10 protein-coding genes are annotated in these 15,549 nt (G+C 38.5%); 4 read left to right on the top strand and 6 right to left on the bottom strand.

Translation table 11 applies throughout. From position 1 onward, the window contains the following. Positions 1-82 precede the first annotated feature (82 nt). Positions 83-1,633 (bottom strand): L-piperidine-6-carboxylate dehydrogenase, encoded by a 1,551-nt coding sequence (gene amaB, locus N0B48_RS17640; protein WP_259840264.1) that lies wholly within the window; start codon positions 1,631-1,633, stop codon positions 83-85. Between the two features lie 135 nt (positions 1,634-1,768). Here amaB and N0B48_RS17635 point away from each other — a divergent pair, with 135 nt between their 5' ends. Then, the gene (locus tag N0B48_RS17635; RefSeq protein ID WP_072923564.1) at positions 1,769-1,972 is read left to right on the top strand and encodes a hypothetical protein; all 204 of its coding nucleotides are present in this window, start codon (positions 1,769-1,771) and stop codon (positions 1,970-1,972) included. Positions 1,973-2,075: 103 nt separating this feature from the next. Here the strand turns inward: N0B48_RS17635 and N0B48_RS17630 are convergent, their stop codons facing one another. From N0B48_RS17630 to N0B48_RS17610, 5 genes are all read right to left on the bottom strand, one after another. Next, positions 2,076-2,273: a type II toxin-antitoxin system antitoxin gene (locus N0B48_RS17630; RefSeq protein ID WP_259840263.1), complete on the bottom strand. Its 198-nt coding sequence runs from the start codon at positions 2,271-2,273 to the stop codon at positions 2,076-2,078. Between the two features lie 127 nt (positions 2,274-2,400). Then, entirely contained in the window at positions 2,401-3,264 is an 864-nt protein-coding gene (locus N0B48_RS17625; protein WP_259840262.1) for an SPFH domain-containing protein, read from the bottom strand. 406 nt (positions 3,265-3,670) lie between these two features. Continuing rightward, positions 3,671-7,006: a cytochrome c biogenesis protein CcsA gene (locus tag N0B48_RS17620; RefSeq protein WP_259840261.1), complete on the bottom strand. Its 3,336-nt coding sequence runs from the start codon at positions 7,004-7,006 to the stop codon at positions 3,671-3,673. A gap of 679 nt (positions 7,007-7,685) precedes the next feature. Then, on the bottom strand, positions 7,686-9,599 hold the full coding sequence (locus tag N0B48_RS17615) for a hypothetical protein (RefSeq protein WP_259840260.1): 1,914 nt from the start codon (positions 9,597-9,599) through the stop codon (positions 7,686-7,688). A gap of 124 nt (positions 9,600-9,723) precedes the next feature. Next, the gene (locus N0B48_RS17610) at positions 9,724-10,359 is read right to left on the bottom strand and encodes a cysteine hydrolase family protein (RefSeq protein ID WP_259840259.1); all 636 of its coding nucleotides are present in this window, start codon (positions 10,357-10,359) and stop codon (positions 9,724-9,726) included. A gap of 221 nt (positions 10,360-10,580) precedes the next feature. On the opposite strand from N0B48_RS17610, the gene N0B48_RS17605 reads away from it, so the two are divergent. The 3 genes from N0B48_RS17605 (at position 10,581) to N0B48_RS17595 (ending at position 15,429) form a co-directional block, all read left to right on the top strand. Beyond that, positions 10,581-13,127, top strand: coding sequence for an FtsK/SpoIIIE family DNA translocase (locus N0B48_RS17605; RefSeq protein ID WP_259840258.1), 2,547 nt, complete (start codon positions 10,581-10,583; stop codon positions 13,125-13,127). 66 nt (positions 13,128-13,193) lie between these two features. Then, a complete protein-coding gene (gene lolA1, locus N0B48_RS17600) occupies positions 13,194-13,841 on the top strand; it encodes an outer membrane lipoprotein periplasmic chaperone LolA1 (protein ID WP_259840257.1) in 648 nt (215 codons plus the stop codon). 133 nt (positions 13,842-13,974) lie between these two features. After that, complete coding sequence (locus N0B48_RS17595) at positions 13,975-15,429, top strand: LptF/LptG family permease (protein WP_259840256.1); 1,455 nt, start codon at positions 13,975-13,977, stop codon at positions 15,427-15,429. The last annotated feature ends 120 nt before the right edge of the window (positions 15,430-15,549 follow it).

Here is a 15,549-nt window from a genome sequence, read left to right as displayed (position 1 = left end):
ATTGAATGATTAAAAAGATTTAAACATTCCAGGTTATTAATTTTTAAATTTTTAAATCGTTAAATGATTTAAATTAGAATTTTTACAGGTCAAATTTAATCCCTTGTGCCAAAGGAAGTTGAGCTGTATAATTTATTGTGTTGGTTTGTCTTCTCATATAGTATTTCCAAACGTCAGATCCGGATTCTCTTCCGCCTCCGGTTTCTTTTTCACCACCGAAAGCACCTCCGATTTCCGCACCAGAAGTTCCGATGTTTACGTTCGCAATACCGCAGTCTGAACCTGCATGAGAAAGGAATAATTCTGCTTCTCTAAGATTCTGAGTCATGATAGCAGATGACAATCCCTGAGGAACATCGTTCTGGATCGCAATAGCTTCCTCCAATGTTTTGTATTTGATCAGATATAAGATCGGCGCGAAAGTCTCGTGCTGAACGATCTCATAAGAGTTTTTAACTTCTGCAATACATGGCTTTACATAGCATCCTGATTCGTAATCTTTTCCGCTTAGTACGCCACCTTCAACTGCAAATTTTCCACCTTCTTTTTTACATTTTTTGATAGCCTCTTCGTACTGATTAACAGCATCAACATCGATAAGCGGTCCTACGTGGTTATTTTCATCCAACGGATTTCCGATTTTCAACTGTCCGTAAGCTTTTACCAATCTGGTCTTCACTTCGTTGTATACGCTTTCGTGGATGATCAGTCTTCTGGTAGACGTACATCTCTGTCCGGCCGTACCTACAGCTCCGAAAACAGCTCCGATGATAGACATGTCAATATCTGCATCTTTAGAGATGATAATGGCATTGTTTCCACCTAATTCAAGGATAGATTTCCCGAATCTTTCTGCCACTTTAGAAGAAACCATTCTTCCTACTCTTGTAGAACCTGTGAAAGAAACCAATGAAACTCTTTTATCATCTACCAATTTCTGTCCGATCTCATGGTCAGCAACCAATACACTTGAAATACCTTCAGGAAGATTGTTTTCCTTTATTACTTCAGCCATAATGTTCTGACATGCGATGGCACACAATGGTGTTTTTTCTGATGGCTTCCAGATCGTCACGTTTCCGCAGATCCATGCTAAAGCGGTGTTCCAAGCCCATACAGCAACCGGGAAGTTGAATGCGGTGATGATTCCCACTACTCCAAGCGGATGATACTGCTCATACATTCTGTGACCAGGTCTTTCCGAATGCATCGTATAGCCGTGAAGCTGTCTTGAAACCCCAACTGCGAAATCACAGATATCAATCATTTCCTGAACTTCTCCAAGACCTTCCTGAAGGGATTTACCCATTTCATAAGAAACCAGTTTTCCAAGGTCGTCTTTATATGTTCTTAATTTCTGGCCAAGCTGCCTAACGATCTCACCTCTTTTAGGAGCAGGGATGGATCTAAACTCCTGAAACGCATTCTGAGCCGTCTCAATTACTTTATCATAATCACTTTCTCCGGAAGTCTTAATTTTGGCGATTAATCTGCCGTCTACGGGAGAAAAACTTTCTATCGTTTTCCCCGAAGCAAAATATTTTCCACCCACTGAAGTCCCCTTATTTTCTTCTTTAATACCAAGGTTTTTGAGTGTTTTTTCGATTCCGAAATCCTTTACTTTTTTAGACATAAAATGTTTACTTTTCGTTTCCTCTAAAGATAGAAATATTATGCGAACCTCAAAATTTTAATTTTTAAGCTGCTTTTTATTTGGACTAATTATAAACATGCTTATCTTTGTAGCGTAATCTTTTGAATTTCAGGAATGGAAAATAACAAGACCGTAGAGGATACTCATACAGCAGAGGAAAAGAAGACTTCCAAATGGAAAAGTCTAGTGAAAAAATTTGGGATAGGCGGGATTATATTCTTCACGGTAAAAGGAATTATCACTTCTACCCTGATCTATTTCCTGGGTAAAAATTTCTGGACTGTAATCAGCAATTACTTTACCACTTTATTTGAATAACACTTGATTTATTAAAAATATAAAAAGCAGAGAAAATTTCTCTGCTTTTTTATTGAGTTAAGGTTAATTGGATTATGATTTTTGGAAGAATACCTACAAAGGTTTACTCATCCTCGTCTTTCTTTTTCCTCCCTGAATTGACCAGGCTTTGATGCAACAGATACTCGATCTGTCCGTTTACGCTCCTGAACTCGTCATTCGCCCACTTCTCCACCATTTTATAGGTAGATTCATCGATTCTTATGACGAAGGATTTCTTGCCTTTATTTTCAGAGGGTTTTGAAGTTTTTTCCGATTTCATTTTTTCTCTTTGCCTGTTTAATAATTCTTTTCATTAATGCATAAGATGCAAAGACTTCGTTTAAATACACTTTATGCCTGAGCTGTCATAAAATCTAAGAATTCATTTTTCACTTATGCTCCTCCTATTAATAGAGAGTTCCGGTATTTAATATAGGCTGGGCTGCTTTTTCACCGCAAAGTACCACCATTAAATTGCTCACCATAGCTGCTTTTCTTTCATCATCAAGCTCTACGATATTCTCCTCAGACAATTTTTTCAATGCCAGGTCTACCATTCCTACGGCGCCTTCTACAATTTTGGTTCTTGCTGCTACAATAGCTGTGGCCTGCTGTCTCTGAAGCATCGCTCCTGCAATTTCTGAAGCATACGCCAGGTGAGAAATTCTTGCTTCCTGAATGATAATTCCCGCTTTTGAAAGACGGTCTGTAAGCTCCTGCTCCAAAATAGAATTGATTTTATCACCTCCTTCTCTCAAAGTAATCGGTGCATGATCATCTTCTAAATTGTCATAAGGAAAACTCATCGCCAAATGACGTACTGCCGCTTCACTCTGCATCTTCACAAAGTCTGAATAACGCTCAACATCGAATGCTGCTTTATACGTATCTCCTACTTTCCAAACCATCACTACCCCGATTTCAATAGGGTTACCCATTTTATCGTTTACTTTCAAAGTCTGTCCCTGCAGGTTTTCCGAACGCAATGACATTTTCTGAGACGAATACAAAGGATTGATAAAAAATAATCCATTGTCCTTTACCGTTCCCACATACTTTCCAAAGAAATTCAGTACTCTTGAGTGGTTCGGCTGAATGATCATCAGTCCCTTCAGAAAGAAACAGAACAGCAGAAAACAAAGCATCGCAATGATCACAAACGTGATACTCTGCTCAACTCCGGAAATAAAAAAAAAGACGGCTCCTGCAAATAAAATAAGACAGAAGACTAATGCCAGATAACCCGACATGGGCTTTAATACTTTTTCCATGATTGTAATTTTTAATGTGATATTATTTTGATATCATAAAGATATGGAATAGTTTTGAGTTTTAAGTGATGGGTGGTGAGTTTTTTTTGGTGCGGGTTTCGGGATGCGAGGTGCGGGTTTGGGACGTGATGAGTGGGACAATCCGAATGCTGGTTGAGAATCTTTTTAACCACCCCAGCTTTTTACTTTTCAAAATCCACCTCTTCAGGGAATAGGAATGAGGGTCTAGATCAATTGGTGATCCATAGAAATTGCAGGCAACATCCCGAATCCCGAAACCCGCATCTCACAACAAACTCATTATTCATAACTCAAAACTGAAAACCCGAACCCCGCATCCCCAAACCCGCACAAAAAAATCCCGGAAAATGAATTCCAGGATTTCAGTTGTTATGTTGTTAACGTTTTATTTCTTCGTTAAGGTTTTAAATTTGAAGTAAGAAACAGCTGATAAAAGAAGCATTGTTCCTAATCCGATGTATACCCAAGCCGGAACCGGAACCGGATCTCCTGCCGCGTATGAGTGAAGCCCGCTCAGATAGTAATTTACTCCGAAATAAGTCATTACCATAGAACAGAATGCAAACATCGTTGCTACGTGGAATGCCCATCTGCTTCTCAATCCGGGAACCAATCTCATGTGCAATACAAAAGCATATACCATGATGGAGATGAATGCCCATGTTTCTTTAGGGTCCCAGCTCCAGTATCTTCCCCATGATTCATTAGCCCAGATCCCTCCTAAGAAGTTTCCTACCGTTAAGGCAAAAAGACCAATAGTAAGAGACATTTCAGAAACGATAACCAATTCTTTTAATGTCGAATCGTGATGAAGTTTGTAGGTATCTTTATTGGAAATAATATAAAATACCAGAGAAATCACTGCAATGATCATTGACAGGGCGAAGAAACCGTAACTTGATGTAATGATTGCTACGTGAACAATCAACCAGTAAGATTTCAATACCGGAACAAGCGGTGTAATCTGAGGATCAAGCGCTGAACCTCCGTGCGCAAATCCCATCATAATAACGGCCACCATAAATCCTGATGCAGGAATTAGTGCGTTAGATTTATTTTTAGTGATTAATTGCTTTGCAGCCAATACAGCTTTATCAGCTAAAGAAAGTCTTCCGAAACCAAAATAGAACATGAGTCCCGCAGAAATACCTACCCAAGAAATAAAGATAATTGCTTCGTAGCCATTACTCCATGGTGCGTGTCCGGAAATATACCATCTTGCAACAAGACCAAGGAAATGTAAAATATATCCTACAAGTCCCACATAGATAATTATTCTGATAACTCTATTTAAAACTTTACTGGATTTAAACAATTCAACAAAACCAAAAATCAATAATAATCCACCTATTATGGTATAGAAAATCAATAATTTGAAGTTGATATTCACTTCGTTCATGAACACCTCAAGATCTACTTTAGATTTTGCAGGAACTACTGCTTTACCCCATTTCTGCTGATAGTCTGACAGTTTTGCCAATTCAGCATCTGCCTTGCTCCAGTTTCCTGTTTTCTGAGCGGTAAGAGCTTCTGCAAAATAAGGTCCCATTACCTGCTGCGATTCCATATCCGGCTCGAATTTCTGGTCAAGCCAGGAATGCCAAGTGTGGTTTGCATCATTTTTTACGGGAACAATTCTCATAAACTGACCGCTGAAGAATTCATTAAAGATCTGTACTCTTTCGTTTACAGAAATTACTTCTTTATCGTAATTGGTCTGCTCAGAAGGCTTTTTACGGAATGCAGTGTTATAATCATGCTCAAGAAGATAAGTCAGGTTACCGTTGGCATCTGCAGGGAAAAGGTTCATCAGTGAAGTGTAGCCTTCCTCGTCAGCCTTTGTTTTATTTTTCAACTCATCGCCTCCTTTCGTTCCTACTTTGATCATAGGAACCATGGTCCAGCTTGGTGTATCTGTATTGATAGACAGGAACCATTGGTTAGCCGTAAGCGACTTTCCGTCTGTTCCTTCGAATTTGTCTTTTTTGTATAGTTTTCTTAAAACATCCAGAGCTTCTGTATTGATCGGAACAATTCTTCCGTCGAAATTCTGTACCAAAAGGTATCCGAATTTATCTGCATGCTCTTTGCTGATTCTGTTTCTTGCAATAATCTCATCCGGGGATATAGATTTCATTCTACTTAAAGGAGCTGCCAGTGAATTCTGCTTTGGAGCAGCACCATCAAGCGGTTGGGCAGCCGGAGCCGGAGCGTGAGAATGATCGTCTCCTTCCACATGAATATGTTCTCTGCTTCCGTCAGTCGTTCCGTGAGTTTCAATTTTTTGTGCATCTAAGCCTAAACTTAACAACACTAAAAGAACTGCAGCGCTTTTCTTTTTGTTGATATCTGTCAGCATTTTGTTCAGTTTCCAGAAGTGAGTTCCTTTCCAGAAGAAGATCACAAACATTCCTAAGAACAGAAGTCCGTATCCGATGTAAGAGATAATGGTTCCCCAGAAATCGTGGTTTACAGAAAGTACAGTTCCCATTCTGTCCGGGTCAAAGCTTGACTGGAAGAAACGGTATCCTTTATGGTTCAGAACGTGGTTCATGTAGATTTTATAAGGCGTTTCTTTTCCTTCGTCAATGATTTTTATGTGACTTTCATAAGCACTTGGAGAGGTACTTCCAGGGTAAGTTTCCATCACGAAATCATCCAGTTTCAATGCGAAAGGCGTATTATATACTTTAGGTCCGAAACCTACCATAATATTCAGCCCGTCCATGGTTACCTGCTTGAATGCATTTGGATTTCCCTTTTCAACAGAAAGATCAACCAATTGTTTTGTTTTTGGCCCCTGAAGCTCTATTCTAAGCACATCAGGTACCATCGCATCTTTCTTTTTATCCCCTTCGAAAGCCATCAGTCTTCCTTTTTTAAGACCTTCAGGAACAACTAGTTTCAATTCGTTGATGGTATATAAACTTCTCAATACCAACGGCTGGAATTCATCTTTCTTGGTACTTCCCGTCGCCTGCGTTGCCATGGTCATAAAGGCAGCATCAACAGGTGTTTTGATGAATATTTTTCCGTCCTCTTTTTTAAATTCCACAGCGCCTTCGATCGCTCTGTTGAACGTTACCAAAGTTCCGTTGATGGATTTTGTTTCACCCGGTTTGATGTAGATATTCTGTCTTCCTGTAGTTCCTGTTGAAACCAGGTGAAGATATTCTGTACCGTTGGGCTCAGCAATTAAGCTGTCTTTTTTTCTCTGGATATAGTCTTTGGTAAAAACTTTTACTTCTTTTCCGTGGAAATCGTAAGTTGCTTTAAAGTCTTTGTGTAGAGGAGACATCAGATAAGGAACGTCCTGATAGTTAAGAACATCTCCTTTATCCTCGATCTGGATTTTAAAGAAATTTTTGTCGGTCACAATCTCGTTGGAAGTTTCACCTTCTCTGATGTGCATAGTCCCTTCAAAACTGATGTATCTTGTGATAGCACCCCCTATAAAAATAAGGATAAAGGCAAGGTGAAAGACCAGAACCGGCCATTTTTCTCTTCTCCACAGTCGATATCTGGCGATATTTCCTACAAAGTTGAGAATGAGCAGAAACATGATTAATTCAAACCATTTTGCTTCATAAATTAGAGCCTTAGCTGTAGGAGTTCCGTAGTCGTTTTCTAAGAACGTTGCATAAGCCATCGCAAATGCATACACCAGTAACAGCACAGCCATTGTTCTGGTTGAGATAAGAATATCTTGGAGCTTCTTCATGATTTATTTTACTTGACATGCAAAAATAAGAATGATAAACCACAAAGGGGCTAAAAAAAGCTGTTTTTTGTCACTTTGAGGCCTATTTCGGTTATTTTGAACCATTCTTAATAACGTGAAGTTTATTAAGGAAAATTCAATTTTTAATATCATAAAATTCAGGATATAATAAACCTATCCATGTTATTGAAGTCTTCTATTTCCTAACAAGCCTTACTATCACTTAAATTAATGATATTCAGCGAACTACTTATTTAAAGGAGTCTTTTTTCTGATCTTACTTAAAAACTCATAGGTGATCCCTGCTCAGGCCTAGGATATTTCTCTAAAATTAGAGATAGCGTTTTTCAGATCTTAGCGTTTCGGGGTTTATTTAATTGTGGAAAGATCCAAAGGAAAATTCTGGTGTTTAAGTTTTGGCTAAAGCCTTTTTATAATACGCAAATCCTGTAAGTGGGCTGAAGCCCACTCCTATTGAATATGTGGAAGCTGTCCGGAAATAAATGGTCAGTTTATCGATATTTTGAGCCTTACAAAGATAGATAGTAATTCCAATCTCCCTTTTTTCAGTCTTATCATCTAAATTCTCTTATCCGGATCTAAGATCTCCCGCCTCTGCTCACAACTCACAACTCATAATTTATAACTCATAACCCGGAAAGAGAATGAAACCCGAGCGCTATTTCTCATCATCTTCCAAAAGTCCTTTTTTCCCAAGATCCTTCAAAATCTCTGATATAATCATCCGGGTCACTTTTTTTGCCACGACACGTTTTCCGAAAAACATCCCTAAATCATATATGGGACTCATGATGAAATCACCAGTTTTATCTAGCCAGTTTTTGCCATATTTTTTCTTTATCCATTTTTCTGCTACTGCGTTTTTTACATTCTTCTTATTTATATTTTCACCGGAATCACGGGACTGGATTACATTGAAAATTTTTCTAACCCTTTGTTTCAGTTTCTTTTCCAGCTTAAACAATTCTTCAGGACGATAACGTGGTGTTTTGGGAATATCATATTGAGTTCTCCTGCTCAATTTTGTTTCCTCGCTTTCTGATAAAAGATAAAGATCGGGAATGATGGGCAGATAGAACTTACCGCTGTCCTTAACTTTTTCAAATTTGAAAGCATCAATCATGGAGTCTGTCCAGGTTTGGTGAATAGGATGAATATCATTATTAAGTTTATCATAAGGAAATGAAAAGAAATAACGTAAAAAATTTCTAGCGTTATTACGGCCAAGGAAAAAATCATGCTGCCTGAAACTTTTATCTAAAAAGCCACCAAATGCCATTGCCGAAGCGCAAGTCACGGTATCCGGCGGTCCAATAATTTTATTTTCCGTATTGGTTTTCCATTTTCGGGGGAATACAATACTCTTAAAATACTTATTGGAGTCTGTCTCCAGCATCTCCCTCCTTTTTATTCTGGACTGATCTAATAGGGTTCCGATAATACCCTGTGCCACGTCAATAGCATCGTTGGGCCTTGAATAAGGCTTCTGCGACTGAGCTCTGTCAGGAAAAGGATCGATCATAATGATCCCGTAACGCGGATACCCATCATCCGGAGCCTTGCTGTTTTGATGTTGAAGGACACTAAGAACTTCCCTATACGGCTCATTATTGATGGCTCCACCGTCAATGACAACAGATGAATAATTTTTAGGAAAAAACTTTAATTTAATATTCTTAGCTGAAGGATTATCATCTCCAAATTCACCTGTGATAATCCGTTTTATGGTCGTTTTTAAATAGGCATCTCCCAGATCTTCCGTTTTAAATTCCCGAAAAGCCAAACCAATAGGAAAAGCTCCGGTAGCAATTGTAGAAAGCTTTAATGTATCTGCATAGGGTTTGTCATACGGATTTAACCACAGATATTTTTCTTTATCCGGTTGTAATCCGTTATTTAATCTGTACTGTGTGACAATATAGTGCTCAAAAGTACTATGATTAGGAATGACACTTTTTCTTCCAAACTTAGAAATTGAGGTTTCGAAATTCACATCGAGAGGAATACCTCTCAAAAAGCAATGGGAAAATAATAATTGCAAATCTTTAGAAATGTAAGACGGAAGCTGGTCAACCTTTTGTTTTAACACAACATCTTTATCCACCAAAAACGCCTGATCTGCAATGGAATCAACAAATTCGGAATTTAATAGGGAATTGAATTTTCCTTTTTCCAGATCTTTCGTATCTAAAAGTTTTTCAAGCAGAGATCTTTTGTCATCGGTATCATTTTCACCCATCAAAACCCAACTATCATACAGAATGTTATTTTTCGATTCATCTAAATTAACAGCTTCTTTTACCGGATTTATGGTTCCGTTTAATGCATAAATTGCTGACATTGTTGTAGTCATTCCACCAGCTGAGGCACCGCCCATTGCATCAATTCTTACCTTATGTTTTGGGATTTTGTCGGCGTACTCTTCTAACACTTTCCCTTCTTTCGCCCTTTCCCAAAGATCAAGGATTTCAAAAAGGTAATCCATAACTCCGGCTGTGTAGCATCCGGCAGATACAGCTCCTGCCATTGTAATACCCAGAGAAAAGATTTCAGTGTTATTTTGGTTTTGCATAAAAACAATTATTAGTTTGGCGAAAATTACAGAATTTAATTTGACGCCGCAAAATAGGATATAATCATCACTTCTTTTAAGCTAAATTCAGGATGAAAAAAAAGATTTAAAGAAGAAAGAGATATCAAAAACTTTCGATATCACTTACAATCTCAGCATACATATTTCCCAAAGCAGACATTCCTGCCAGAAAAGATCTCTGTACTTCGGCTGCTTTTATGGTCTGCCCATTCAACGTTCTGTCTCTGGTTGCCGTAGCATTTCCGACTACAGTATTTTTAAATCCAAGATCAAAGGCGGCTCTGACAGTAGAATCCACGCAGACATCAGTCATCATTCCTGTAATCACAAGATTCTTAATTCCCTTTTTCTGTAAATATTTTAAAAGATCTGTCTCCCGGAAGCTGTTCGGAAAATGTTTGATGATTATTTTTTCATTGCTTTTCGGCGAAACCAGTGAATTAATTTCAACACCTGAAGTATCCGAAAGAAAAAATCCGGCACCTTCATTCGTTGCAATATGCTTGATGTGAATGACGGGAAGATTGTTTTTTCTAAAATTCTCCAATACCTTCTTTGCATTGTTGGCAGCCGATTCTGCTCCGGCCAGCTCCATTTTCCCTCCCGGGAAATAATCATTCTGTATATCGATCATTAATAAAGCGGTGTTTTCCATGTTTCTTTTTTGTTGTGCGTTAATGAATAGGAATGAAAATAAAGTCAGGCATAGTACCATCTTACTTTTGAATAAAATTTTCATGTTTTTCTTATTTTTAAAATTTATGGAACAAAATTAGTGCAGCTGTAAGCAATAGCATTTGAACTAGTTCAAAAAACACCTGTCGTATTAGATTTTAATGAAAAAAAATATCTCAAAAACGCAGTGTAATTTTAAAAAATAAACCTAAATTACGCTATCTTTTGAACAAAAAAAGATTCTATTAATGTTGAAAAAACATTAAATTTGCCCACATTGATATTATGGATAAAAAGACACAGACAAAACCGACTGAATCGCCTGATAAAGGCAAAATCTTATCTAAGCCCCGCATATTTTTCGGGCTTACCTTCATTCTTTTTTCTGTCGTTCTGACCCTTTCGTTCGTCTCTTATCTGATGAACTGGAAAGCGGATCAGAGCCAGGCAGGAACAATGACAGACAAAACAATACAATCTTCAAATGTCTTTGGTAAAGTCGGCGACTGGCTGGGGAACATTTTCATATTCGAAAGTATAGGAATTGCCTCATTTATTATTGCCTTCTTATTTTTGGTGGTGGGTACCCTTATCCTTAAAAAAAGAACCTTCAAACCATGGAAAACCATCGGTCATTCTCTGTTTTTTATCTGCTGGTTACCTATCTTTATGGGAGCAGTGACTAAAGGTCAAGGAGTATTGGGTGGTGTGTACGGATACCAGATCATGGATTATCTTAACGCCATTATCGGATCTGTAGGACTTTGGGTGGTATTGGCGGCGAGTATCCTTTTATACTTCATTCTGGAATTCAATCTTCACCCAAGCTCTATCAAATCCAAATTGGACAAGATCAATGACAATACGATCGGGAGAGTAAAATCTATGATGCCTAGCTCAGAGGAAAACTTTGAAGCAGATGAAGAACTTGAAGAAGCAGCTGAACAATCAGTTTCCAATGTTACGGTTACCGATCTTTCCAATAAAACTAAAACGAAAGAACAGGAACCCGTAAGCGTTCCGAAAGGATTTCCTGAAGTTCAGCCTTCAACAGATATAGAAACCATTGTAACGCCTAACCACACTTCTTTTGAGGAAGAGGAAAAACCTGTCAGCTTAAATCTGAACACGAAACCTTCTGTTCCTACTTCAACTCCGGAACAGGCATTTGACATAACACCGGTAAGTCCGGCTATCAGTCCGGTCCCTCCTATCTCGATACCAGCTCAGGATAATATCAAATTTAATGTGGAAGTGGCTCCGGTCATTGATATTTTGGATGATACAGACAGAAAATCTCAGGAACTGGTAGAAAAACACGGCTTATATGATCATAAACTTGATCTGGCAGGATTCCAGATGCCGACAGTAGAACTCCTGAAGGATTATGGCAATGAAGAAATCTCCATTAACCAAGAGGAATTAGAAGAAAACAAAAATAAAATTGTAGGTCTTTTAAAAAACTTCAACGTTGGTATTTCCGAGATCAAAGCGACGATCGGACCAACCGTTACTTTATATGAAATTGTTCCGGAAGCTGGAATCAGAGTAGCTGCCATTAAAAAGCTTCAGGATGATATTGCACTGAATCTTTCTGCTCTTGGAATCAGGATTATTGCACCAATGCCAGGAAAAGGAACCATCGGAATTGAGGTTCCGAGAAAAAACCCTACCATGGTTTCCATGCGTTCCGTGATTGCTTCTCATAAATTCCAGAATACGGATATGGATCTTCCGGTGGTTTTCGGAAAAACAATTTCCAACGAAGTCTTTATGGCCGATCTTGCGAAAATGCCTCACTTACTGATGGCGGGTGCTACAGGACAGGGTAAATCTGTTGGAATCAATGCGATCCTTACTTCCCTTCTTTACAAAAAACACCCGAGCGAACTGAAATTCGTCATGGTGGATCCTAAAAAGGTGGAACTTTCATTATATTCAAAAATTGAAAGACATTATCTGGCTAAACTTCCGGATGCTGAAGAAGCGATCATCACGGATACCAATAAAGTAATCAATACTCTGAACTCTCTTTGTATAGAGATGGACACGAGATATGATCTTCTTAAAAATGCATTTTGTAAAAACTTAAAGGAATACAACAAAAAATTCACAGAGCGAAAACTGAATCCTGAGAACGGTCACCGTTTTCTTCCTTATATCGTACTGGTTGTAGACGAGTTTGCAGACCTTATCATGACTGCAGGAAAAGAAGTTGAACTTCCAATCGCCAGACTGGCACAGCTTGCAAGAGCCGTAGGGATTCACCTGATTGTAGCGACACAGAGACCTTCCGTAAATGTAATTACGGGTATGATCAAGGCCAACTTCCCGGCAAGAGTTGCCTTCAGAGTAATTTCCAGTGTGGATTCAAGAACGATCCTGGATTCTCCGGGTGCAGATCAGCTGATCGGTAAAGGAGATATGCTTTATTTCAACGGAAACGAGATCTTAAGACTTCAGTGTGCTTTCGTAGATACACCGGAAGTGGAAAGACTGGCAGAATACATCGGTGAACAGAAAGGGTATTCATCAGCATTCTTACTCCCTGAATTTGTTTCTGAAGACTCGACAAGTACAGTAGGAACTTTCGACCCGAACGAAAAAGATGCTTTATTTGAAGAAGCGGCAAGAATTATCGTTTCTACCCAACAGGGTTCTACTTCCATGCTTCAGAGACAACTGAAACTGGGTTACAACAGAGCGGGAAGAATCATGGACCAGCTTGAAGCAACCGGTATTGTAGGTGGATTTAACGGAGCAAAAGCGAGAGAGGTCATTATCAGTGACCTACATTCTTTGGAACAGTTTTTGGAAGATTTGCGTAGTTAAAGGGAAAAATGCTTTACAGAGTGAATCGGGAAGCATTAGAATGTTTAAAGTATATTAAATAAAAAAATGAAAAATATTATTTCAAAAGTTATAGTCGGAAGTTTTGTTATCGGTGCTGTAGGATTTGCCCAGGCACAGAAAATTGATGCGAAAGCTAAAAAGATTCTGGATGATATCACGGCCAACTACAAGTCTAAAAAGAATTCTTATTTCAAATTTTCTTTCGGGACCGGCTTGAACGGACAGGTGACCAAAACAGAACCCGGTATTTATTACTCCGCAGGAGAAAAGTATAAATTGAAGATCATGGACACAGAACAGATCTTCGACGGAAGCAAAATCTACAACATCAATGCAGACGATATGGAAGTAACAGTTGCAAAGCCAAACGGAAGCAGCAGCATGTTCTCCCCTATCAACTATCTTTCAACGTACAGAAATGACTACAACGTAACATACAACGGAAAGAAAAATGTAAACGGCGTGAATGCTGATTTCATTAAACTGACTCCAGTAAAATCCAACGGAATTCAATATGTATACATTTTTGTAGATTCAGCGAAAAAGCAGATGGTAAAACTTGAGCAGCACGGAAACAATAAAGACGTAGCTGTAATTGCTATCAAAGAATACAAGGAAAACCAGGAACTGGATCCAAATATGTTTGTTTTTGACAAAAATAAATTCAAAAACTACGTGATCACAGAACTTTAAAAAAGTGAAATAGAGAAAGGCTCAATGGACAAATTCACTTATTCACCTTTTTTCTTTTTGCAGTTAAATAAAAAGTAATAAAAATTATACAAGCCACAAGTAAACTTTGTGGCTTTTTGATTAATTTTGGCGCATGTTAAAAATACTAGACCGATATATCATAAAAACCTTCTTTGGACCGTTTTTCTTTATATTCAGCGTTTTGTTTTTCATCTTTATTGTAAACATTATCTGGGTTCAGCTGGGGCAGTTCATGGGAAAAGGATTAAGCTACTGGCAGATCCTGAAACTTCTTTTTTACCTTGGGGTAAGTGTGATCAGTATGGTACTTCCGCTTACGATTCTTCTGGCGAGTATCATGTCCTTCGGTGAATTTGGAGAACGGTATGAGCTCGCAGCCATGAAGGCGGCGGGAATTTCCCTGACCAGAGTCATGGCTCCTCTGTTGGGAGTTGCAACAGTACTCGCAGTCATGCTTTTCTTTTTCTCCAATAACATCATTCCGGATTTCCAGAAAAAGGCCAAAAATATGCTTTTCAACATTGCACAGACCAAGCCTGCCTTAAATTTTACGCCGGGACAATTCATCGACCAGATTCCAGGATATATGGTGAAGTTTGATAAGATCTACGGGGAAAATGGAGAAAGCATTGAAGGGGTTTTTGTCCACAGAAAAGCCAGCACTTATGAAAACCAGCAGTCTATTGTAGCGGAAAAAGGAAAATTCGTTCCTGCCGCCAACAAGAACTTCCTGAAGCTGGAGCTGTATAACGGATATATATTTGAAGATAATTTCGCCGGTCAAAATGAAAATGTAAGACTGAAACAGCCGGACCAGGCCATCAAATTTGACACGCTGGTTTCACACTTTGACATCAGTGAGATCATTAACAAAGCTATTGAAAAGGAGCAAATCACGGATGACTACCGTTTTCAGACGTATGGACAGCTTAATGCCACCGTTGCTAAAAGTAAAAAAGATAACAATGACTTTTTCACCTCCATCAGCTCCGATGTGCTCAGCCAGACCAATTCTGTGGTGACCTATATGGACAAGAACAAGACCAAAGCAGTGGCCAAACAGCAGGTAAAACTGGACACGGTAAAAGGAGAAAAGAAATTGCAAATCATCTATAATTCCTATAGCAGGCTTGAAAATCTAAAAACAACGGCCGAAGGAAAAAAGAATGAGTTCAGCTCCAATATAAAATATTTCAGTAAAGTAGTTATTTACCAACAGAGAATCATTTCATATTCTGTAACGTGTATCATCTTCTTCCTGATCGGGGCCAGTTTAGGATCCATTATCAGAAAAGGAGGAATGGGACTTCCGGTGATCATTGCGATTATCATTTTCATTGTTTTCTACGTTATGAATCTTGGGATTGAAAATATTTCATGGGGAGGCGGAATGAGTCCTTATTTAGCAGCATGGCTTCCGAACCTGATCCTTCTTCCATTTGGAATATGGATGACGTATAAAGCGCTTACCGACTCACAACTGTTTGATGCTGAAAAATACAAAGCACTGTTTAAACCTATTGTGAAGAGATTCTCGAAGAATAAGGAACATAAGAGATATCAGTAATTCTTTTATGTAAAGATTTAAGAATTTTATGATTTAAAGATGATCAGGCCCGGAGTTTTTCGGGTCTTTTTATTTGGAGTTGTGGTATGTTATAGCGTTTTGTACTCAGTGATAAAAAGC

This window comes from Chryseobacterium herbae, assembly GCF_025154075.1.
In the GTDB taxonomy this organism is placed as follows: Bacteria; Bacteroidota; Bacteroidia; order Flavobacteriales; family Weeksellaceae; genus Chryseobacterium; species Chryseobacterium herbae.
The sequence above is the reverse complement of the archived record's forward strand: the minus strand, read 5'-3'. Positions and strand labels throughout refer to the sequence as shown.